The sequence below is a fragment of the Streptomyces tremellae genome, assembly GCF_039540215.1.
Taxonomy (GTDB): Bacteria; Actinomycetota; Actinomycetes; order Streptomycetales; family Streptomycetaceae; genus Streptomyces; species Streptomyces tremellae.
Genome location: NZ_BAABEP010000006.1, coordinates 113,273 through 133,837, shown reverse-complemented (window position 1 = coordinate 133,837; position 20,565 = coordinate 113,273). Strand labels below are relative to the sequence as shown.

Here is a 20,565-nt window from a genome sequence, read left to right as displayed (position 1 = left end):
GCATGACCGAAGACACCGTGCGGCGCGCCCCCGTCGACCTCGGCATCGTGGACGGCCTCGCCCAGCTGTCGTTCCTGGTCCAGGCCGAACTGGGCAGGGTCGCGGCCGACCAGGGGCTCTCCGTCATCCAGCTGAGGCTGCTCGGCGTGCTGCGCGACCGCGAGCCCGGCATGCAGGAGCTCGCCCGCCACCTGGGCCTCGACAAGTCGAGCATGACCGGGCTCGTGGACCGCGCCGAGCGCCGCGGCCTGGTGCGCCGCACCCGCGCCCCGCACGACGGGCGCTCCGTACGGGTCTCGCTGACCGACGAGGGGCACGAGGCGGCGCGCCGCCTCGCCGAGGACGCGGGGCGGCGTGTCGGCGCGCTCGCCGCGCATCTCACCGACGCGCGGCGCGCCCTGCTCTCCTCCCTCGCGAGTGAGCTGGTGAACGGGCACACCGAGCTCTGAGAGCCATGGAGCTGACGTGGCGTCAGCGCTGGTCGAGGCTCAGCGGATAGTCCGTGATGATGCCCTGGACGCCGAGCGCGAGCATCCGGTCCCGCTGCGCCGCGGTGGTGAGGGTGTGCGCCCAGACCCGGGGGACGCCGCTGTGTACGGCGGCCCCCACCTGCGCGTCGGTGGCCCGGTGGTCGATGTCCAGCAGGTCGACGAAGCCCGTCCACGCGCGGGGGTCGTCGTGCGCCAACTGCGTGGCGCTGCGCCACAGATGGGTGAGGAGGCCCGCGGCGTGGATCCGCCGTGCGACGGCCGGGTCGTTGGTGTTGACGAGGACTGACGGGGTCAGACCGCGCCCCTTGATCATCGAGGCCAGCGTCGGTACCTCGCTCGCGTCCTTGGCCTCGACGGTGATGACGGCCCTGCCGCCGAGCGCGTCGAGGTACTGGTCGAGCGTCGGCGCGGGTTCGGGGGCGCCGCCGCCGGTGTCGAGCCTGACCTGCTTCCAGGTGGCCGGCGTGTAGCCGGACACCGGCCCCGTGTGGTCGGTGGTCCGGTCGACGGTGGCGTCGTGCATGAGGACGGGCGTGCCGTCCTTGAGGCGGCGGGTGTCGATGTCCAGAACCTGCACCCGGCCCGAGGCGAGGGACTTCTCCGCGCCCGAGATGCTGTTCTCCCTGATGCCCGGCTCGCCGCCGCCGCCCCGGTGCGCGTCGAGCACGCGCCGCGGCAGCGCGGCGAAGGAGACGGGTGCCAGGACCGCCCGGTGCGCCGCCGCCCGCGCGGGGCCCGCCGCCTGCCCGGTGCCGAGTTGCCCGGCGTCGAGCGTCCACGCCCCGGTGGCCGCGACCACCGCGGCGACCGCGGCGGCGCGGACCGCGGCGCCCAGGACGGGGCCCGATCTGCGGCGTACTCCCACGCCATCCCTGCCTTCCCCGGATCCCTCCGGTGTCCTCGTGGCTCGCACGCACCCCGGCTCCCACCGGGTTTCCCGCCGGACTCGGCCTCTCACGGAAAACCACCGCATCAGTGGAGAAATCCCGCTTCACGCGCCCGCGCCACGCTAGCGGCGCGGTCCGCCCCGGCCCCGGAAGCCACGGCCGCGGCGCCCGGGTGAACACACGCGGTGACGGCCGCGCGCACGGCCGGGGCCGGTGGACGGCGGAGCGACGCCGACCCCGGGCGGGAGCCCCGGTCAGTGCGGGGTCCACTGCCCGTAGTCGTCGGCCTTCGCCGTGTTCAGGTCGCAGGCCGTGCCGCCGATGGTCTGCTGCGCCCCCTGGCGGATGTGGGCGCGCGCATCCCACTGGCCGCCCGACCAGGCAGGCGTCTGCCAGGCCCACGCGGCCTTCTTCGCGTCGAGGGCACGCTTGACCGGGTAGTAGCCGCCGTAGATGCCGACGCGCTCGCGCCCGACCACGCCAGCGGCGCCGTCCAGGTAGGCGTTGATGTCGTCCTGCTGGCCGGGTGTGGCGTCGAAGTCGACCGCGAAGTAGATCGGCCGGTCGCCCGGCATGCCCGCGTGCGCGGCCAGCGTCTCCGCCTTCCGCGCGTCCTCCTCCCCGCCCTTCTTCCCCGACAGGGCGCGCTGTGCGCCGCTCTCCCACACCACCACGCAGGAGACGCCGTGCGCGGCGAGCTCGCGCGCCTCCTCCGCCGTGAGGTTCTTCCCCTCGTCCCCGCTCAGGTAGCGGCAGGCGAACTTCTTGCCCGCGGCCTTGAGTGCGGCCCCGCCTGGACGGCCCCACGCATAGTCGACTCCCGCAGTGTCCGGCATGGCCGATACCTCCGTCCTTCACTCTGCGCGCTGGATCTGCTACTGATAGTCGTCTTCCCGGTGCCGGGACGGCCGAACGTGCGGTCCGGGGGCGCCTTGGCGCACGTGCCGTAGCGTGCTGCGGTGCTTCGCATCCCCTACGTCACCGGCCCCGGCTACGAGGCGGCGGGCCGCCGGCTACTGCGACGGGGACATCTGGCTCTCCGGGTGGCTGCGCCGGCACGGCTTCACCGCCGCGCCGTGCCACCCCGCGACGCCACCGCCCTGATGGGGGAGTTCGACCTCGCCCTCGTGCGCCACAGCGGCCCCGTCCTGTAGTGCCACCTTCTCGCTCGCGTAGCGGGCAAGCAGACCGCAGAGCAAGCACACCGCCGTCCCTGCCGCGCGCCTTTGGGGCACGCGGCGGGGACGGCGCCACGACAAGCCCAGGCGGAGGGGGAATTCACAGCTCCGGTGCCTGCCAGGACACCGTGGTACCGGTGCCCCCGCCGTCCTCGCGCACCCCGTCGTCGCGCACCGTGAGCCGCACCGCCGCGCGCCCGTCGGGCAGCCGGGCGCGCGCGTCCACCGCCACGTCCACGGCCGTCACGCCCTCCCTGCGGTGGGCCGCGGCGAGCGCGCCCCGCAGCGCGGAGAGCAACTGCGCGGCCACCGGTTCGTGCACCGCGGACTCCACGGGGCCGAGGAAGCGCACCGAGGGGCGGAAGCCGAGCAGCGCCGCCGCGCCGTCGGTCTCCCGCAGGACGCGCCCGCGCAGGCTCGTCGGGGCCTCGGCGGGCGGCTGCTGGAGCGCGAAGATCGCGGTACGCACCTCCTGGATGATCGAGTCCAGCTCGTCGGTGGCCCGGTCGAGCAGCTCGCCCGTCCCGCCCGCACCGGTCCTGCGCCGCGTCGACTCCAGCATCATCTCCGTGGCGAACAGCCGCTGCACCACGAGGTCGTGGAGGTCCCTGGCGATCCGGTCGCGGTCCTCGTAGACGGCGAGCCGCTCCCTGTTGTGCTGCACGTCCGCGAGCACCAGCGCCAGCGCCGCCTGCGAGGCGAACTGGGAGGCGAGCAGCCGCTCCGCGTCGGTGTACGGGCGCCTGCCGCGCGTCCTCGGCACGGTCAGTGTGCCGATCAGCCGGCCGCCGTGCTGGAGCGGCAGCATCATGCTGGGACCGAACCGGTCGCGCACCGGTGTCGTCATCCGGGGATCGGTCGCCGAGTCCTCAAGGAACACCGGCTCCCCACCGAGCAGTTGGTCCAGCACGGCGGAACCGGGCAGGATCGTCGTGCCGACCATGCCGTCCGCGACCGCCGGGTCCGCGGCCGACGCGGCGGCGATGCTCATGCCGCCGTCCGCGGTGGGCAGCAGCACCGCGCCCGCGTCCGCGTCGGCGAGCACCCGCGCCGACTCGGCGACCGTGGTGAGGGCGTCCTCGGCCGACTCGCCTGTGAGCAGCGCGGTGGTGACCGCCGCCGCGCCCTGGATCCACCGCTCGCGCTGGCGCGCCGTGCCGTACGTACGGGCGTTGCCGATGGCGATGCCCGCCTGCGCGGCGAGCGTGTGCAGCAGGACGGTGTCGCGCGCGGTGAAGGCGCCGCCGGTGACGCGCAGGCTGCCGAACACCTCGTCGCCGACCCGTACCGGCACCTCGGCAAAGGCGCCGTCCGCGTCCGGGGCGCCGCCCGGGTCCGAGCCCGCGGAGAACAGCTCGGTCAGCGGCGCGCTCTCCGGCTGTACGACGGCGAGTTCGCCGTAGCGCGCGCCCACCAGGACGAGCGACGTGTCCACGATGTGCTGGAGCGTGACACCGAGTTCGAGGTCGGTGCCGATGCCGAGGACCGATTCGAGCAGCCCCGGCAGGCGGTCGGTGTACGCGGCGCCCCCCTCGGCGCCGCCGCCCGCGGCTCCGGCCCCGCCACCTCCTGTCCCGGCCGCCCCGGTCTCTTCGGGCGCCCCGGCCTCTCGGGGCTCTCCGGCTCGCACGGCGGTGGGGGAGCGGTCAGTGGGCGTCGGCCAGCGGGTCCATGGACACGGGCTGCACCTGGCCCTCGATCATCGCGCCCATGCCGAGAATGGTGCACTGGTCGGGCCGCTCGGCGATCGCCACCGGCATGCCCGTCGCCTCCCGCAGCATGGTGTCGAGCCCCGGCAGCAGCGCGCTGCCTCCGACCATCCTGATGCCGGTGTCCGCGAGGTCCGCCACCAGGTCGGGCGGGCACTCGCGCAGGACCCGCCCGATGCCGTCCTTGACGGCCGTCAGCGGCGTGTAGATCGCCTCGCGCACCGCCGCCGTGTCCACCTTCACGGAGCGCGCCACGCCGGTGGCCACGTCGCGCCCGTTGATCTCCATCGAGGTGGGGCCCTCCGCCGTCAGGCCGTTGTCGCTCAGCGCCAGCTGCAGTGGCCGCACGGACTGGCTCGGCAGCACCAGTTCGTGGTGGTGACGCAGGTACTGGATGACGGCCTGGTCGATGGCGTTGCCGCCGACGGGGATGCGCTGCGCCGTCACGATCGAGCCGAGCGAGATCACCGCGACCTGGGTGGTGGCGGCCCCGCACATGATGATCATGGTGGCGGTGGCCTCCTCGACGGGCAGCCCGCAGCCGACCGCGGCGGCGATCACCGTGTCCACCAGTTCCACCCGGCTCGCGCTGAGCCCGACCAGCGTCTCCACCGCGGCGCGCTGCGCCAGCGGGTCGCTGTCGTGCGGGGTGGAGGCAGCGGCCCGCAGCCGGGGCTTGCGCCGCAGCTGGCGCCTGAGCTTGTCGCCGATCAGGTGCCGCAGCATGCGCTGCGCCATCTCGATGTCGATGACGGTGCCGCCCGTGACGGGCCGTACGACCCGGATGTAGTCGGGCGTGCGGCCCGTCATCTGCTCGGCGAGGGCGCCGACCGCGATAAGTGACCCGGTACGGGAGTTGATGGCGGCACAGCTCGGCTCGTCGACGACGAGGCCCGCCCCCTTCACGAAGACCCGCGTCCTGGCGGCCCCCATGTCGACGGCGATGTGGCAGCGGCGCAGGTTCTCAAGGCTGACGGTCACGGCGGATCTCCCGAGCGGCAGGGACGGTCACCGGCGGGGCGGGCGCCGGTCGGTGTCGTTACGGACATCCTGCGGCCGCCAGGGCTCCGGCGCTCGCTGGGCTGCGCCGGTCGGTGTACGGGGGCCCGGCGGGTGCCCTCAGCCGGCCGACCACCGCTGGAGCAGCCCCCAGGTGAACTCGGCGACGTACCCGCGCCGGCCGTCGCCGCCCGGCCCGTCGCCGTCCGTCCCGCCGCCGTCCGGCCCAGGTCCTTCCGGCCCGGGTCCTTCCGGCTCCGGGCCCGCGGGCGCGCAAAACGCCAGGCCGAAGCGGGTCGGCGCCGTGCCTTCGCGCGGTCGCGCGGGCGGGAAGGCCCGTGCCAGCTCATCGACGGTGCAGCCCCACGGGCGCAGGTCCGCCGCCGTCGCGAGGACCGGTGCGGGCGCGCCCGGGGCCCGTACCAGCCACTCGTTCCACACCGCGCCGCCCGGCGCCACCATGACCTCGAAGCGCAGGTCGGGCCAGAGCGGCACGGGCCACTGGAGCGCCTCGCACTCCAGGTCGCCGACCCGCCGCCGCAGCGCGCGCTCCGGCTCGCCGAGCACCGACAGGTACCTGGCCCGCGCGCCCCGGCCGCGCGGCGAGCGCACCATCGCCTGCCAGCGCCGGTTCGCCTCCCGCAGGTCGGCGCGGGACGCGCCCAGCGCGCGCCTGGCCTCGTCGGCGAGGTCCGGCTGGTGGTCGGCCATCCTGCGCAGCAGGACGAGCTGGAAGGAGAGCGGGCCGAACGCGCCCGGTGCGCTGCCTGAGGTCATGACGCCATTTTCGCCAATCGGACAACACGGCGTGTGACACACGGTTGTGCACAGGATCTCCACACCCGTGGCGGCCAACGGGGTTGCCGCGCCGCATACCCTGCGAGCGCCATGGACTACTGCGACCACTGCCGACGCCACCTCAACGGCGCGCTGACCTGCGCCGGATGCGGCAGGCCCGCCGAGGAGGCGCGGTGGGGCGGCCGGGCCCCGCGGGAGCCGGCGGCCGGGCCGCGGCAGGGGCCTTACGGGCAGGACGGCGGCCCGGACGGATACCTGCCGTACGGGGCGTACGGCCCCGGGCCGCAGGTCCCGGCGGACCCCGCGCCCTTCGCGCACCCGGGACTGCGCGGCCCTGGAGGGCCGCCCGGGGCCCTGGCCGAGGAGGCGCGGATCCCGGCTCGGTTCGAGCCCGTGGACGGGCGCGTACCGACGCAGTCCGAGGGCGAGGGCGGGCGCGTACCGGTTCGGTTCGGGCCTGAGGGCGCGGAGGTGCGGGAGTCGTACGCGGCGTACGACACCGTGCCGCAGGCCCCGGCCGGTGCCGAGCCCTTCCCCCGTCCCGGTCTGCCCGGCCCCGGAGAGCCGGCCGGGACCCCGGCCGAGGAGGCACGGGTGCCGACGCGGTTCGAGCCCGGGGGCGGCCTGACACCGGCGCGGTTCGAGCCGGGCGACGCGCGGACACCGGCGGGATCCGCGCCGGACGGCGTACGGGACGCCGCCGGCTTCGCGGGGGCCGATGGCCGGGAGCCGGCCGCAGGCCAGGAGCAGTCCGGCCCCGCCGGCCGGGCGGGCGCCCCGGGCCCTGCGGACGCCCGGGACACGGCGGACGCCCCGGGGCCCGCGGGCGGCGGCGTCGCGGGCGGCCACGGCCGCAGTCACCACCGTGCGGCGCGCAGGCCAAGGCCGGCCCCGCGCAGGGCGCGCAGCAAGCGGGGCCGCAGGGTCGTGGTCGGCGTGCTCGGCGTCGTCCTCGCCTCCGGCGCCCTCAGCCTCGCGCAGCTGGCGCTCGATCCGGCCCGCGGCACCGGAACCGGCGCCGGGTCGGGCAGCCGGGTCACCGACGACGGCACCGGCCCCGGCCACGACGGCGACCCGTCGGCCTCCGGCAGACCCGCCGTGCCGGGCGACCCGGGCGACGGCCCCGGCGCGGACGGCTCCTCGGCCGCCGCCTCGAAGAAGGGCGCGGACCCCACCGCGCCGGGCGACGGCGCGAGCCCGAGCCCCGGGGACGGCGACGGCACTCACGGCAGCCCGTCCGGCACCGCGGAGGGCACGCCGGGCCCCACAGGGCCGACCGCCCCCACGGGGCCCGCGACCGGCCCGGGCGACCCGTCCTCAGCCGACCCGGCGGGGCCCGCCGACCCGCCGCCCGCCACCTCGCCCGCCGAGCCCTCCCCGCCCGATCCCGAGCCCACCGGGAGCCAGTGCACACCGATCCTGTGGTGGTGCGCCTGACGCGGGTGTTCCGGCCCGCCCGTCAGGCGTCGTCGTCGCCCACCATGCGGCGCAGCAGGTCCCGCAGGGTGCGGCGCTCCTGTGCCGACAGCTCGGCCAGCGGCTCGCGCGCGAAGTCGAGCGAGTCCCGCAGCCTGGCCGCCGTCGCCAGCCCGCTGCGGGTGGGCGCGGCGAGCTTGACCCGCCGGTCGGACGGGTCCGGCGTGCGCTCGACCAGGCCGCGCGCCTCCAGCCGGTCGACGATCCCCGTCACGTTGGACGGCTCGCACTTGAGCTTCCTCGCGATCCTGCGCATGGGCAGCGGTTCGAGGGACAGCAGGCGCAGGACGCGGGCCTGTGCCCCGGTGAGTGAGTGCTCCGCCGCCGCCTGCTCGTACTCCTCGTAGTAGCGCGCCACGACGGAGCCGATGAGCTCGACGACTTCGAGGGTGAGCGGGTCGGTGCGGGAGGTGGCCATGGACACAGCGTACCCGCTTGCTTGACAACATGAAATATTCAGATGCACTGTTGTTTCATGTGGTGAAGCTTTGTTGCCCGCCACATTCCAAGCCCACCACGCTCCAAGGAGGTATCCGGACCATGGCCGCACTTCCCACGTCGGGCCGCGCCTGGCATCTGATCGCCCGCCCCCACGGCTGGCCCGTGCCGGACGACGTCGCCCTGCGCGAGGTCCCGGTGGCAGAGCCGGGCCAGGGCCGCGTCCTCGTCCGGAACCTGTACTTCTCGGTCGACCCGTACATGCGCGGCCGCATGAGCGACGCCAAGTCGTACGTGCCGCCCTTCGAGCTCGGCAGGCCGATGGACGGCGGCGCGGTCGGCGAGGTCATCGCCTCGAACGCGGACGGCTTCGCTGTCGGCGACCACGTCCTGCACGGCCTCGGCTGGCGGGAGTACGCGGAATTCCCCGCGGACCGCGCCGTCAAGGTGGACGCGTCGGTGGCGCCCCTCTCCGCCTACCTCGGCGTGCTCGGCACCACCGGCCTCACCGCCTACGCGGGCCTCTTCGAGACCGCCTCCTTCAAGGAGGGCGACGCGGTGTTCGTCTCCGGCGCGGCCGGCGCGGTCGGCAGCATCGTCGGCCAGCTCGCGAAGATCAAGGGCGCCTCCCGGGTCATCGGCTCGGCGGGCACCGACGAGAAGGTCGACCTCCTCACCCGCGAGTACGGCTTCGACGCGGCCTTCAACTACAAGAACGGCCCGGTCAAGGACCAGCTCAAGGCCGCGGCCCCCGACGGCATCGACGTGTACTTCGACAACGTCGGCGCCGACCACCTCGAAGCGGCCATCGGCCGGATGCGCAACTTCGGGCGGATCACGCTGTGCGGCATGATCGCGCAGTACAACTCCACGGAGCCGCCCGCGGCCCCGCGCAACCTGGCCCAGGTCCTCACCAAGCGGCTGCGCATGCAGGGCATGATCGTGATGGACCACATGGACCTGCGGAAGCGCTTCGTCGAGGATGTCGCGGGCTGGCTCGCCGAGGGCCGCCTCAAGTACCGGGAGACGACCGTCGAGGGAATCGAGAACGGCTTCGACGCGTTCCTCGGCGTGATGCGCGGCGAGAACACCGGCAAGATGATCGTCTCGCTCGGCCGCTAGACCCCAGCGGGCGAGGGCCGCCGTCCGCCGCCTCGGACGGTGGATCCCCCGCCCGCCCACTAAGGTGAATTCCCCGGCCGCCGCGGCCTCGGGCGCGAGTCGCGGCGCACAAGCAGAACGGAACAGTCCGACATGGCCATTGAACAGATTCAGCCCCTGTACACCGCCGTCGCCACCGCGGAGAACGGCCGGGACGGCCGGGTCGCCTCCGACGACGGCCACCTCGACGTCGTCGTCAACCCCCCGAAGGAGATGGGCGGCAGCGGTGCGGGCACCAACCCCGAGCAGCTGTTCGCGGCCGGCTACAGCGCCTGCTTCCAGAGCGCGATGGGTGTCGTGGCGCGCCAGCAGAAGCTGGACATCAAGGGGTCGACGGTGACCGCGAAGGTCTCCATCGGCAAGCTGTCGAACGGCAGCTTCGGCCTCGCCGTCGAGCTGGTCGCCGCCGTTCCCTCGCTGGACGAGGCCGCCACGAAGGACCTGCTGGAGAAGGCGCACGAGGTGTGCCCCTACTCGAACGCGACCCGCGGCAACATCGAGGTGACCCTCTCGGCCGCCTGAGCCGCCGCGGCACGGCGCAGGCCGGGCCCGCCCGCCCCGCTAGGGTTGCCCGCATGGGCGATCTCGGGGCGGGCTTCGGCTTTCTGGTCAAGGGCCAGCGGTGGGTGGGCGGCCACGGCAGGTGGTTCGGCCTCGGGCTGCTGCCGGGCCTCGTGACCCTGGTGGTGTACGCCGCAGCGCTGGTCGCCCTCGCCTACGGCGCGGACGACGCCGTGGCCTGGGCGACGCCCTTCGCCGACGGCTGGGGCTCCCCCTGGCAGGGCCTGTTCCGCGGCGGGATGACCGTCCTGCTGTTCGCGCTCGGGCTCTTTCTCGCGGTCGTCACCTTCACCGCGGTCACCCTGCTGGTCGGCCAGCCCTTCTACGAGGCCCTGTCCGAGGCCGTCGAGCGCGACCGGTCGCCGGACGGCACGGTGCCCGAGCCGGGCCTCACCTGGTGGCGCGGGATGCTGGTCTCGCTCAGGAACAGCCTGTACGTCCTGGTGCGGGTGGCCGGGTGGGGCGTGCTGCTTTTCGCCCTCGGCTTCCTGCCCTTCGTCGGCCAGACCGTGGTGCCCGCCGTGGGATTCTGCGTCTCCGGCTTCTACCTGACGCAGGAACTGACCGCGGTCGCGCTCGAACGCCGCCGGGTCGGCGCCCGCGAGCAGCTCGCCTGGCTCAAGGGCCGCAGGCTGATGGCGCTCGGCTTCGGAGTGCCGCTGACCCTGGCGTTCCTGGTCCCGGTGGTGCCGATCTTCCTGATGCCGGGGGCCGTCGCGGGCGCGACGCTGATGGCCCGCTCGCGCGAAGCAGAAGCAGAAGCAGAAGCAGAAGCCGAAGCCGAAGCTGGGGCTGGGGCTGGGGCTGGGGCCGGGGCCGCCGCTCCCGGGGGCCCCACCGGCCCCGCCCCGCTGCCCGGACAGGGCGGCCCCGCGCCGCACGGCCCGGCCGCCGCGCCGGCGCCGGGCGAGCGCTGACGAGGGGAGCGGCCACGGGCGCGCCCCGGGACACGCATACGGCCCCGGGGCGGTGTCAGGTTCCGCCTCGGGGCCGTACGTACTGGGTCAGCGCGCCACGGCCAGCGGCGCGCACAGGCGCACATCCGTCAGGGAACGCGCCACCTGGATCTCATACCTGCCCTCGATCAGCGACCAGGAATCCGTTCCCTCGTCCCAGATCTCGAAGGCGCGCCGCCGCAGGTCCACGGTGACCTCGACCGTCTCGCCCGGCTCCGCCTCGGCCACGGCGAAGCCCGCGAGCCAGCGGGCCGGGCGCTCGGCGCCGCCGGCGTCCTGACGTGGCTGCTCGGGCGCCACGTACAGCTGGACGACCTCGCGGCCGGGCCGCGCGCCCGCGTTGCGCAGCCGCACCCGGACCTCGGTGGGCGACGCGTCGACCGCCTCGTAGTCCCACTCGGTGTAGCCGAGGCCGTGGCCGAAGGGGTACGCGGGCGTGCCGCCCGCCTTCTCCCATGCCCGGTAGCCGATGAACACGCCCTCCTCGTAGTGGAGTTCGCCGTCCTTCGGGGTGGTGTCCACGACCGGCGCGTCGGCCAGCGCGGCCGGCCAGGTGGTGGGCAGTCGGCCGCCCGGCTCCGCCGCGCCGAGCAGCACGTCCGCGAGGGCCGCGCCGCCCTGCTGTCCTGGGAACCAGCTCAGCAGCACCGCCGCGGTGCTCTCTCGCCACGGCAGCTCCACCGGGGAGCCGGTGTTGACGACGACCACGGTGTTCGGGTTGGCGGCGGCGACCGCGCGCACCAGGTCGTCCTGGCGCCCCGGCAGCCGCAGGTCCTCGCGGTCGAAGCCCTCGGACTCGACGCGCTCGGTGGTGGCGACGACCACCACCGCCGTGTCGGCGTCCGCCGCGGCGCGGGCCGCCTCGGCGATCAGCTCGTCCGGGTCGTGCTGCGGGCCCAGGTGCAGCAGCGAGAAGCCGATCGCGTTCATCGGGGCCTCGGTGACCTTGTAGACCGTGTCGCGCAGCGAGATCTCGACGCGCTGCCCGGCCTCCAGCACGACGCGGCCCCGCTCGGTCTGGGCACCGAAGAACGCCTCGAACGGGTCGGAGGAGTCGCCCCTGTCCTGGTAGCCGTCGAACAGCACCGCACCGTCGACGCTGAGTGTGAAGCCGCCGAGGCCCCGGGTGCCGAAGGTGTGCTCGCCCGCGTCGCGCGCGGTGAACGTGCCGCTGACCTCGACGCTGTGCAGCGCGTCGTAGGTGACGCCCTCCGGCAGGTCGCTGCCGACCCACTGGACCCGGCCGCCTGGCAGCTTGACCGTGGCGAGCACCGCGCCGGCCGCGTCGCGCGCCGTGGCCGTCAGGTCGAACCCGTCGGCCGCGAGGGCGAGTTCGGTGTTGGGGTCGGCGCCGATCGCGTACGTCAGGGCCCCCTCGGGCAGCGCGGCGCGCAGGCCGTCGAGCGGGGAGACGACCCGGGCGGGGAAGACGGTGGCCGAGCCGCCGCCGAGGATCCTCGCGTCCCGCGCCGCCGCGCCGATCAGCGCGACCTTCCGTGTGCGGGCCGGGTCGAGGGGCAGCGCGGGGCGGCCTTCGCGTACCTCGTTGCGCACCAGGACGAAGGAGCGGCGTGCGATCTCGCGGGTCAGCGCGTCCCCGTCGACCGGTGCGGGCGGCTCGGTGACGACGGGCGGCGCGCCCTCCAGGATGCCGACGCGTGCCGCGAGCAGCAGTACCCGGCGCACGGCGTCGTCCACGGCCGACTCCTCGACATCGCCCGCCCGTACGGCCGCGGCCAGCTTCTCCCCGTACACCGTCTGCGGTCCCGGCATGGCGACGTCGAGCCCGCCGCGGAGGGCGCCCGTGGTGGAGCGGGCGGCGAGCCAGTCGGAGACGAGGTAGCCGTCGAAGCCCCACTCGCCGCGCAGCACCTCCTGCTGGAGGTGGCGGTGCTCGGTCATCGACGTGCCGTTGACGGTGTTGTAGGCGGCCATGACGCCCCACGGGCGGGCGTTCTTCACGATCGCCTCGAACGGGGCGAGGTACAACTCCCGCAGCGGGCGCGGCGCGACGACGTTGTTGACCGTGAAGCGGTCGGTCTCCGCGTCGTTGGCCACGAAGTGCTTGACCGTCGTGCCGACGCCGCCGTCCTGCACACCCCTGACGTACCCGGTGCCGATCTCACCCGTCAGGTACGGGTCCTCGCTGTACGCCTCGAAGTGGCGGCCGCCCAGCGGGGAGCGGTGCAGGTTCACCGTCGGCGCGAGCAGCACGTGCACCCCCTTGCGGCGGGCCTCCTGGGCCAGCAGGTGTCCGGCGCGGCGGGCGAGCGCGGGGTCCCAGCTCGCGGCGAGCGCGGTCGGCGAGGGCAGCGCGACGGACGGGTCCTCGGAGGTCCAGCGCACGCCGCGGACACCGACCGGGCCGTCGGACATCACCAGCGACGGCAGCCCGATCTCCGGCACGGCGGGCAGCGACCACTGGTCCTGCCCGGCCAGCAGCCGGGTCTTCGTGTCCAGGTCGAGCGTGGCGAGCGCCGCCTCGACCGCGGCGTTCCGCGCGTCGTCGTCGGCGGTGGTGGTGGGTGCGCCGGAAGACAAGGCCGTACCTCCAGGTACCGGGGATGGGGCGGGAGACTGCGGGGTGCGGGGTGCGGGGTGCGGGGTGCGGGGTGCGGGGTGCGGGGGAGGGGCCGGTGGGGCCGGTGGCCGCGGGGCCGTGGCTGTCCAGGGCCCCACCGACGGTTACATGGTGGGCCACGAACCTGTAGATGAGTAGGCTTCGTTATTGTTTCGTAATCTCAGGTCTGTGCGCATGGCGTACGGTCCTGTCCCAGGAGACGACCGGAGGGCCGAGGCGGATGGCGGCGAGAGCCAGAGGTGAGGAGCGGCGGGCCGAGATCCTGCGGGCCGCGCTCGAGGTCATCGCGGAGCGCGGCTACCGCGGCACCACCCTGGGGGCGGTGGCCGAGCGGGTCGGCCTCACCCAGCAGGGCCTGCTGCACCACTTCCCGACGAAGGAGGCGCTGCTCCTCGCCGTCCTTGAGGACCGGGACCACTGGGACACCGGGGGCGGCGGCCGGCGCCGCGAGGGGTGGCGGCTCGAACTGCTCACCTCGCTCGTGGACTACAACGCGATGCGGCCGGGCGTCGTGCAGACCTTCTCCGCGCTGCTCGGCGAGAGCGTCACCGAGGACCACCCGGCGCGCCCGTTCTTCACCCGCCGCTACGAGCAGGTGCGCGCCGACATGGCGGAATCGCTGCGTGACGAGTTCGGCGACCGCCTGCCGAGCGGCCTCACCCCCGAGCAGGCGGGCCCGCTGCTGACGGCCGTGATGGACGGCCTCCAGTACCAGTGGCTGCTCGACCCCGACGCCGTCGACATGCCCGCCGTCTTCCGCGACTTCCTCACCCTGCTGCGGGGCGGCGACGCGGGCCCCGCCGCCGGCTGAGCCGAGGCCCGCTCCGCCGCGTGCCGTCAGCGCACCGAGAAGGCGTACGTCGTCCGCGAGGTGTACCGCTCGCCGGGCCGCAGGACGGCCGGGGGGAACTCCGGCCGGTTCGGCGCGTCGGGAAACGCCTGCGTCTCCAGCGCCACCCCCGCGCCGGGCCCGAAGGGCAGCGGCGGAGCGAAGGAGTCCGCCGTGAACAGCTGGACGCCCGGCTCCGTCGTACGGATCGTCAGAACCCTCCCGGAAGCGGGCGCGTACAGCTCGGCGGCGAACCGCTCGCCGTCCGCCGCGCCGTCCAGCGCGAAGTTGTGGTCGTGGCCCGCGTCGAGGACGCGCGCCGTCCGGAAGTCGTGGCGGGTGCCCGCCACCGGCACGGTCCCGCCCGTCGGGATGCCCGCCGCGTCCACCGGCGTCATCCGCGAGGCGCCGAGCCGCAGTTCGTGGGTGCCGACGACGGGCCCCGACGCCGCGCCGTCCAGGTTCCAGTACGTGTGGTTGGTCAGGCTCACCGGCGTCGGCGCGTCCGCCGCCGCCTCGTACGCGATGGCCAGCGCGCCCGCGGCGTCCAGCGTGTAGGTGGCGGAGACGGCGAGGCGGCCGGGGAAGCCCTGCTCGCCCGCCGGGCTCACGCGTGTGAGCCGCACCCCGCCCGGCACCCGCTCGGCCCGCCAGACCCGGCGGTCGAACCCCTCGGCGCCGCCGTGCAGGCAGTTCGGTCCTTCGTTCGGCACCAGCGCGTACGCCGTGCCGTCCAGCGTGAAGGACGCGCCGGCTATCCGGTTCGCGTACCGGCCGACCAGCGCGCCCAGATACGGGCCGCGGCACGCGGCGTACTCCGTGGCCCCCGCCGCGGAACCGAGGCCGAGCACCACGTCGCCCCGCGCCCCCGACCGGTCGGGCACCTCGACCGACTGCACGATCCCGCCGTACGTCAGCAGCCGCACCCGGGTGCCGCCGCGCTCCAGCGTCCACCGCTCGGCCGGCCTGCCGCCCGGCGCCGTGCCCGCCGCTTCCCTGCCCACTGTCGTGTCCACGCTCGTCACGGTCCGGCAGCCTACGGGGCCGCCCGCGCCGCCGTGACCCGGGTGTACGCGATCTCCGCCAGCTTGCCCTGGCCCGGCTTGCCCGGGTGGAACCAGTCCCAGGGGCTCAGCAGCGCCGCGGAGAAACGGTAGTCGAAGACCGCGCCCCCGTCGTACCGGCAGCGCGGGTCGCGCCCGCACACGTCCCTTAGCGCGCCGTTGTACGCCACGACCCTGTCGTACACCGCCTGCCTGCGTGCCGTGGCCGCGGGCCCTGTGCTGGACGCGTCCTTGAGCATCGACGCGCAGATCCCCAGCTTCCACACCTCGCGGCCGAGCGGGTTGGCGCGCCCCTGCGACCACAGGCGGCGCAGGTCGGGCACGCTCGCCACGTACACCTGCGAGGACGGCGAGGCGGCCCGCAGCCGGCGCAGCGCCGCAGTGAACGAGGCGCGGAACGCCGCGACCTGCGTCATGCCGGACACCGAGGGCCGGCAGGCGTCGTTGGCGCCGGCCAGCACCGTCACCAGGGCGGGCCTGTGCGGCGCGACCTCGGCCATCTGCGCCGGCAGGTCCGCCATCCGGGCGCCGGAGCGCGCCGCGTTCCAGCTGTGCGTACGGGCGCCCGCCGCGCCGAGGAGCCGCACCGCGAGGCTGTCCACCGAGGCGTCCGTACCCGTCGACCAGGACACCGCGGGGCAGTCGCTGAGCAGCCCGCAGGCGTCGAAGCCGCGCGTGATGGAGTCGCCGACCGCCGCGAGCGACGCGGGCCTGGTGTTCCACACGGGCGCGGCCGAGTGGGTGGCGCGCGGCCGGTGGTGGTGCGCGCCGTCGCCGGGGGCACCGCACCCGGCGAGCGCGAGCAGGGCCGCCGCGCAGGCCGCGGACCCGCCGCGCGCCGCGCGCGACCGCCCCGACCGCCTCAGCCACCGCATGACACGCCGCCCTCCCGGTCCCGTGCCGGGCGAAACCGCCCGTGGACTATGCGCACCCCGGGCCCGTCCTCGCGAGTGAAAGCTTCGCGTAAATCGGGCCCGGGACCGACGGTACGTCACCCCCGGGACCCCGGCGCACGGTAGTTTTTCCCCGTCTGCCCGGTGGCATTCGATCCTCACCGCTCCGGTAGGTTGCATCACGTCACATCCTGTCCGTTTTGCGGGGTTCCGCTTTCGATGATGTTTACTGAGGCCGCTGGGAAGGCGAACCTCGTCCCACACTGGAGGTCCCGGTGACGACACGTGGAGTCCTGTACGTGCACTCCGCACCGCGCGCGATGTGCCCGCACGTCGAATGGGCGGTCGGGGGCGTGCTCGGGGTGCGGGTCCAACTCGACTGGATCAGGCAGCCGGCAGCTCCGGGCACCTGGAGAGCGGAGTTCTCCTGGAAGGGGCGCGCGGGCACGGCGTCCCAGCTCGCGTCGGCGCTGCGCGGCTGGCAGATGCTCAGGTTCGAGGTGACGGCGGAGCCGAGCGCGGCGGCGGAGGGCGAGCGGTACAGCGCCACCCCCGAACTGGGCATCTTCCACGCCGTCACCGGCGTGCACGGCGACATCCTGGTCCCCGAGGACCGGCTGCGCGCCGCGCTCGCCCGCTCGGGGCGCGGCGAGAGCGCGCTGGAGACCGAGGTGCAGAAGCTGCTCGGCAAGCCCTGGGACGACGAGCTCGAACCGTTCAGGTACGCGGGCGAGGGCGCCCCGGTCCGCTGGCTGCACCAGGTCGTCTGACCCGCCAGAGCCGCGACGGCAGGCCGGGCGCCGTACGGTGGTGACCATGGCTGACCACAAGAACGTAGCCCTGCTCGGCACCGGCATCATGGGCGCGGCGATGGCCCGCAACCTGCTGCGCGCCGGGCACGCCCTGCGCGTCTGGAACCGCACCCGGGCCAAGGCGGAACCCCTCGCCGCGGACGGCGCCGAGGTCCCCGACACCGCGGCCGAAGCCGTCACCGGCGCCGACGTCGTCATCACGATGCTGTACGACGGCCCCGCCACCCTGGAGACCATGCGTGAGGCTGCCCCCGGGCTCGCGCCGGGCGCCGTCTGGCTCCAGTCCACGACCGTCGGCGTGGACGACGTGCCGCGGCTCGCCGCGTTCGGCGAGGACCACGGCCTCCTCTTCGTCGACGGCCCCGTCCTCGGCACCAAGGCCCCAGCGGAGGCCGGCAAGCTCACGGCCATCGCCGCCGGGCCGGCCGCCGCCCGCGAGGCGCTCGCCTCCGTGCACGACGCGATCGGGCAGCGCACGGTCTGGGCGGGCGACGACGGCTCGACGGCCGCGGCCACCCGCCTCAAGCTCGTCTGCAACAACTGGACGCTCGCGCTCACCCACGCCGCCGCCGAGTCGGTGGCCCTCGCCAAGGGACTCGGCGTCGACCCGCGGGCGTTCCTCGACACCATCAAGGGTGGCCTGATGGACAGCGGCTACGTCCAGCTCAAGGGCGCCGCCATCATGAACGGCGACTTCGAGCCCAGCTTCGCGCTGTCCAACGCGGCCAAGGACGCCCGGCTGATCATCGCGGCCGCCGAGGCGGCGGGCGTGCGCATGGACCTCACGGAGGCGGGTGCCGAGCGCTTCCGCCGCGCCGAGGCAGCGGGCCACGGCGACGAGGACATGGCGGCCACCTACTTCGCCAGCCAGCAGGGCTGACACCGGCCCGCCGGGGCGTACGCAAGGGCCCCGGCCCCTCCTCGGCGGAGGGGGCCGGGGCCCTGGTGCCGCGGCGCGTCAGACGGAGCGCAGCGCGAGCACCACGTTGTGGCCGCCGAAGCCGAACGAGTCGTTGACCGCGGAGATCGTGCCCTCGGGCAGCGCCCTCGGCTTGTCGCGCACGATGTCCGCGTCGACCTCCTCGTCCAGCTCCGTGACGTTGATGGTCGGCGGGGCCGTGCGGTGGTACAGCGCCAGGATCGTCGCGACGGTCTCGATGCCGCCCGCGCCGCCCAGCAGGTGGCCCGTCATCGACTTGGTGGCGGAGATCGCCACATGGTCGAGTTCGTCGCCGAAGACCTGGCGGAGAGCCTTGATCTCGCCGAGGTCCCCCAGCGGGGTGGAGGTCGCGTGCGCGTTGACGTGGACGACCTCGGACGGCTTGAGACCCGTGTTGTCCATGAGGTGGCGCAGCGCCGCGGCGATGCCGTCGCCCGTCGGCTCGGGGGCCGTGATGTGGTACGCGTCGGAGGAGATGCCCTGGCCGAGCACCTCGCAGTAGACGCGGGCGCCGCGTGCGGCGGCGTGCTCCGCCGTCTCCAGGACGATCAGGCCCGCGCCCTCGCCCATGACGAAGCCGTTGCGGGACTTGTCGAAGGGCCTCGACGCCTTCTCCGGCGCGTCGTTCTCCTTCGACATCGCCATCATGTTGGCGAACGCCGCGAGCGGCAGCGGGTGGATGGTGGCCTCGGTGCCGCCCGCGATGACCACGTCGGCCCGGCCGGTGCGGATCATCTCGACCGCGTAGCCGATGGCCTCGGCGCCCGAGGCGCAGGCGGAGACGGGGGTGTGGACGCCCGCGCGGGCGCCGACCTCGATGCCGACGTTGGCCGAGGGGCCGTTCGGCATCATCATCGGCACGGTGTGCGGGGAGACCCGGCGGGGGCCCTTGTCGCGCAGCGCGTCGTACTGGTCGAGCAGGGAGGTGATGCCCCCGATGCCGGACGCCACGACGGCGCCGAGCCGGTCGGGGTCGACCGCGGCGTCCTCACCGGCCTTGGCGGTGAAGCCCGCGTCGGCCCAGGCCTCGCGCGCGGCGACCAGCGCGAACTGCGCGGACCTGTCGAGCTTGCGGGCCAGGGGCCGGGCCAGGACCTCGCTCGGGTCGACCGCCGCGGTGGCGGCGAACCGTACCGGCAGGTCGGCGTAGCGCTCGTCGTCGAGGGTGCGTACCCCGGAACGGCCCGCGAGCAGGCCCTCCCAGGTTGACGCGCTGTCGCCACCCAGTGGTGTGGTTGCGCCGATACCGGTGACGACCACGGTGCGATTGGTCGAGCTCACTGGAATTCTTTCTCCACGTGTAGAGGGGCTGAATTCTTACGGCGCCACCACCGGGTGGCCTCAGCCGTGCGATCCGGCCGGGATACGGCCGGACCGGGTGCCATCAGTTCCTGACGGGTCCGTCAGCCCTGGTGCTTGGCGATGTAGTCGGCGGCGTCGCCGACGGTCTTGAGCTCCTTGACGTCGTCGTCGGGGATCTTGACGTCGAAGCGCTCCTCGGCGGCGACGACGACCTCGACCATGGACAGCGAGTCGACGTCCAGGTCGTCGGTGAAGGACTTGTCCAGCTGGACGTCCTCGACCGGGATCCCGGCGATCTCGTTCACGATCTCCGCGAGACCGGCGACGATCTCTTCCTGAGTGGCGGCCATGTCGGGCGCTCCTTCAATAGTGGCGGTTGTACTTCGGGCACGGGCCCCGGCCTGCGGCCGGGGGGCGTGCTGGGGGCCTCCCGTGTGGGTCGTGCCGGGCTCGCGTGCCCCGGCACCGAAAGACCCTAGGGGAGGGTAACGACCGTCGCGGCGTACACCAGACCCGCCCCGAAGCCGATGACGAGGGCGGTGTCGCCGCTCTCTGCTTTCCCGGTCGCAAGAAGCCGCTCCATCGCGAGCGGGATCGAGGCGGCCGAGGTGTTGCCGGTGGTCTCCACGTCACGGGCGACCGTGACGCTCTCCGGCAGTTTCAGAGTCTTCACCATCGAGTCGATGATCCGCATGTTCGCCTGGTGCGGTATGAAGACGTCCAGGTCCCCGGGGCCGATGCCGGCCGCGTCGAGGGCCTGCTGCGCGACCTTCGCCATCTCGAAGACGGCCCACCGGAAGACGGCCTGGCCCTCCTGGGTGATGGCGGGGAACGCGGCGGGCGCGCCGTCGCGGTAGTCGGTCCACGGGGCGGTCTGGCGGATCGTCTCCGCCTTGTCGCCCTCGGAGCCCCACACGGTGGGGCCGATCATCGGCTCCTGCGAGGGCCCGACGACCACCGCGCCCGCGCCGTCCCCGAAGAGGAACGCGGTCGCCCGGTCGGTGAGGTCGGTCAGGTCGGAGAGGCGCTCCACGCCGATCACCACGACATGGGAGGCGGAGCCCTCCACGATCAGGCCCTTGGCCAGCGTGAGGCCGTAGCCGAAGCCCGCGCAGCCCGCGGAGATGTCGAACGCGGCGGGCTTGCCCGCGCCCATCCGGTCGGCGATCTCGGTGGCGATCGCCGGGGTCTGGTGGAAGTGCGAGACCGTCGCGACGATCACGGCGTCCACCTGCTCGGGCCTCAGCCCCGCGGCGGCGATGGCCTTGCCCGCCGCCTCGACGGACATCGCGGCGACGGTTTCCTCCGGGGACGCCCAGTGCCTGGACGCGATGCCGGAGCGTGAGCGGATCCACTCGTCGGACGAGTCGATCGTCTGAAGGATCACCTCGTTGGGCACGACGCGGGTGGGGCGGTAGCCGCCCACGCCCATGATGCGCGCGTACGGCGCGCCCTTGCTGGGGTTGATCTTCGACATGCTCGTGAGGCTC

The 20,565-nt window shown here is 74.5% G+C and carries 21 protein-coding genes; 9 read left to right on the top strand and 12 right to left on the bottom strand.

Annotated elements, in window-relative coordinates:
- Positions 1–2: 2 nt before the first annotated feature.
- Positions 3–449, top strand: coding sequence for a MarR family winged helix-turn-helix transcriptional regulator (locus tag ABEA77_RS07690; RefSeq protein ID WP_345643015.1), 447 nt, complete (start codon positions 3–5; stop codon positions 447–449).
- 22 nt (positions 450–471) lie between these two features.
- On the opposite strand, the gene ABEA77_RS07685 is transcribed toward ABEA77_RS07690, so the two are convergent.
- Together ABEA77_RS07685 and ABEA77_RS07680 are read right to left on the bottom strand one after the other, a co-directional pair.
- The gene (locus tag ABEA77_RS07685; protein WP_345643013.1) at positions 472–1,356 is read right to left on the bottom strand and encodes a glycerophosphodiester phosphodiesterase; all 885 of its coding nucleotides are present in this window, start codon (positions 1,354–1,356) and stop codon (positions 472–474) included.
- 276 nt (positions 1,357–1,632) lie between these two features.
- Positions 1,633–2,214: a DUF1906 domain-containing protein gene (locus ABEA77_RS07680; RefSeq protein ID WP_345643011.1), complete on the bottom strand. Its 582-nt coding sequence runs from the start codon at positions 2,212–2,214 to the stop codon at positions 1,633–1,635.
- A gap of 123 nt (positions 2,215–2,337) precedes the next feature.
- On the opposite strand from ABEA77_RS07680, the gene ABEA77_RS07675 reads away from it, so the two are divergent.
- On the top strand, positions 2,338–2,532 hold the full coding sequence (locus ABEA77_RS07675) for a hypothetical protein (RefSeq protein ID WP_345643009.1): 195 nt from the start codon (positions 2,338–2,340) through the stop codon (positions 2,530–2,532).
- Positions 2,533–2,656: 124 nt separating this feature from the next.
- Here ABEA77_RS07675 and ABEA77_RS07670 read toward each other — a convergent pair whose 3' ends face one another.
- From ABEA77_RS07670 to ABEA77_RS07660, 3 genes are all read right to left on the bottom strand, one after another.
- Positions 2,657–4,186 (bottom strand): GAF domain-containing sensor histidine kinase, encoded by a 1,530-nt coding sequence (locus ABEA77_RS07670; RefSeq protein ID WP_425588221.1) that lies wholly within the window; start codon positions 4,184–4,186, stop codon positions 2,657–2,659.
- Positions 4,187–4,202: 16 nt separating this feature from the next.
- The gene (locus ABEA77_RS07665; protein WP_345643007.1) at positions 4,203–5,246 is read right to left on the bottom strand and encodes a rod shape-determining protein; all 1,044 of its coding nucleotides are present in this window, start codon (positions 5,244–5,246) and stop codon (positions 4,203–4,205) included.
- A gap of 138 nt (positions 5,247–5,384) precedes the next feature.
- Positions 5,385–6,041: a hypothetical protein gene (locus ABEA77_RS07660; RefSeq protein WP_345643006.1), complete on the bottom strand. Its 657-nt coding sequence runs from the start codon at positions 6,039–6,041 to the stop codon at positions 5,385–5,387.
- 111 nt (positions 6,042–6,152) lie between these two features.
- On the opposite strand from ABEA77_RS07660, the gene ABEA77_RS07655 reads away from it, so the two are divergent.
- Complete coding sequence (locus ABEA77_RS07655; protein ID WP_345643004.1) at positions 6,153–7,499, top strand: hypothetical protein; 1,347 nt, start codon at positions 6,153–6,155, stop codon at positions 7,497–7,499.
- Between the two features lie 22 nt (positions 7,500–7,521).
- On the opposite strand, the gene ABEA77_RS07650 is transcribed toward ABEA77_RS07655, so the two are convergent.
- Complete coding sequence (locus tag ABEA77_RS07650; protein ID WP_345643002.1) at positions 7,522–7,956, bottom strand: MarR family winged helix-turn-helix transcriptional regulator; 435 nt, start codon at positions 7,954–7,956, stop codon at positions 7,522–7,524.
- Positions 7,957–8,078: 122 nt separating this feature from the next.
- Here ABEA77_RS07650 and ABEA77_RS07645 point away from each other — a divergent pair, with 122 nt between their 5' ends.
- The 3 genes from ABEA77_RS07645 (at position 8,079) to ABEA77_RS07635 (ending at position 10,615) form a co-directional block, all read left to right on the top strand.
- The gene (locus ABEA77_RS07645) at positions 8,079–9,098 is read left to right on the top strand and encodes an NADP-dependent oxidoreductase (protein WP_345643000.1); all 1,020 of its coding nucleotides are present in this window, start codon (positions 8,079–8,081) and stop codon (positions 9,096–9,098) included.
- Between the two features lie 132 nt (positions 9,099–9,230).
- Entirely contained in the window at positions 9,231–9,659 is a 429-nt protein-coding gene (locus tag ABEA77_RS07640) for an organic hydroperoxide resistance protein (RefSeq protein ID WP_345642999.1), read from the top strand.
- Positions 9,660–9,712: 53 nt separating this feature from the next.
- Positions 9,713–10,615 (top strand): EI24 domain-containing protein, encoded by a 903-nt coding sequence (locus ABEA77_RS07635; RefSeq protein WP_345642997.1) that lies wholly within the window; start codon positions 9,713–9,715, stop codon positions 10,613–10,615.
- An 87-nt stretch (positions 10,616–10,702) separates the two neighbouring features.
- On the opposite strand, the gene ABEA77_RS07630 is transcribed toward ABEA77_RS07635, so the two are convergent.
- Positions 10,703–13,195, bottom strand: coding sequence for a beta-glucosidase family protein (locus ABEA77_RS07630; protein WP_345642996.1), 2,493 nt, complete (start codon positions 13,193–13,195; stop codon positions 10,703–10,705).
- 260 nt (positions 13,196–13,455) lie between these two features.
- On the opposite strand from ABEA77_RS07630, the gene ABEA77_RS07625 reads away from it, so the two are divergent.
- Positions 13,456–14,046, top strand: a complete 591-nt coding sequence (locus tag ABEA77_RS07625) for a TetR/AcrR family transcriptional regulator (RefSeq protein ID WP_345642994.1) — start codon at positions 13,456–13,458, stop codon at positions 14,044–14,046.
- Between the two features lie 26 nt (positions 14,047–14,072).
- Here ABEA77_RS07625 and ABEA77_RS07620 read toward each other — a convergent pair whose 3' ends face one another.
- On the bottom strand, positions 14,073–15,080 hold the full coding sequence (locus ABEA77_RS07620; RefSeq protein ID WP_345642991.1) for an aldose epimerase family protein: 1,008 nt from the start codon (positions 15,078–15,080) through the stop codon (positions 14,073–14,075).
- 20 nt (positions 15,081–15,100) lie between these two features.
- Complete coding sequence (locus ABEA77_RS07615; RefSeq protein WP_345642989.1) at positions 15,101–16,003, bottom strand: GDSL-type esterase/lipase family protein; 903 nt, start codon at positions 16,001–16,003, stop codon at positions 15,101–15,103.
- A gap of 293 nt (positions 16,004–16,296) precedes the next feature.
- Between ABEA77_RS07615 and ABEA77_RS07610 the strand changes: the two genes are divergently transcribed.
- Together ABEA77_RS07610 and ABEA77_RS07605 are read left to right on the top strand one after the other, a co-directional pair.
- The gene (locus ABEA77_RS07610) at positions 16,297–16,791 is read left to right on the top strand and encodes a DUF3145 domain-containing protein (RefSeq protein WP_345642986.1); all 495 of its coding nucleotides are present in this window, start codon (positions 16,297–16,299) and stop codon (positions 16,789–16,791) included.
- A gap of 46 nt (positions 16,792–16,837) precedes the next feature.
- On the top strand, positions 16,838–17,713 hold the full coding sequence (locus ABEA77_RS07605; RefSeq protein WP_345642985.1) for an NAD(P)-dependent oxidoreductase: 876 nt from the start codon (positions 16,838–16,840) through the stop codon (positions 17,711–17,713).
- Positions 17,714–17,791: 78 nt separating this feature from the next.
- On the opposite strand, the gene fabF is transcribed toward ABEA77_RS07605, so the two are convergent.
- The 3 genes from fabF to ABEA77_RS07590 all read right to left on the bottom strand — a co-directional run bounded on the left by fabF (position 17,792) and on the right by ABEA77_RS07590 (position 20,552).
- Positions 17,792–19,054 (bottom strand): beta-ketoacyl-ACP synthase II, encoded by a 1,263-nt coding sequence (gene fabF / locus ABEA77_RS07600; protein WP_345642982.1) that lies wholly within the window; start codon positions 19,052–19,054, stop codon positions 17,792–17,794.
- A 122-nt stretch (positions 19,055–19,176) separates the two neighbouring features.
- Complete coding sequence (locus tag ABEA77_RS07595) at positions 19,177–19,425, bottom strand: acyl carrier protein (protein ID WP_345642979.1); 249 nt, start codon at positions 19,423–19,425, stop codon at positions 19,177–19,179.
- A 125-nt stretch (positions 19,426–19,550) separates the two neighbouring features.
- Positions 19,551–20,552, bottom strand: coding sequence for a ketoacyl-ACP synthase III (locus ABEA77_RS07590; protein WP_345642977.1), 1,002 nt, complete (start codon positions 20,550–20,552; stop codon positions 19,551–19,553).
- Between the last annotated feature and the right edge of the window lie 13 nt (positions 20,553–20,565).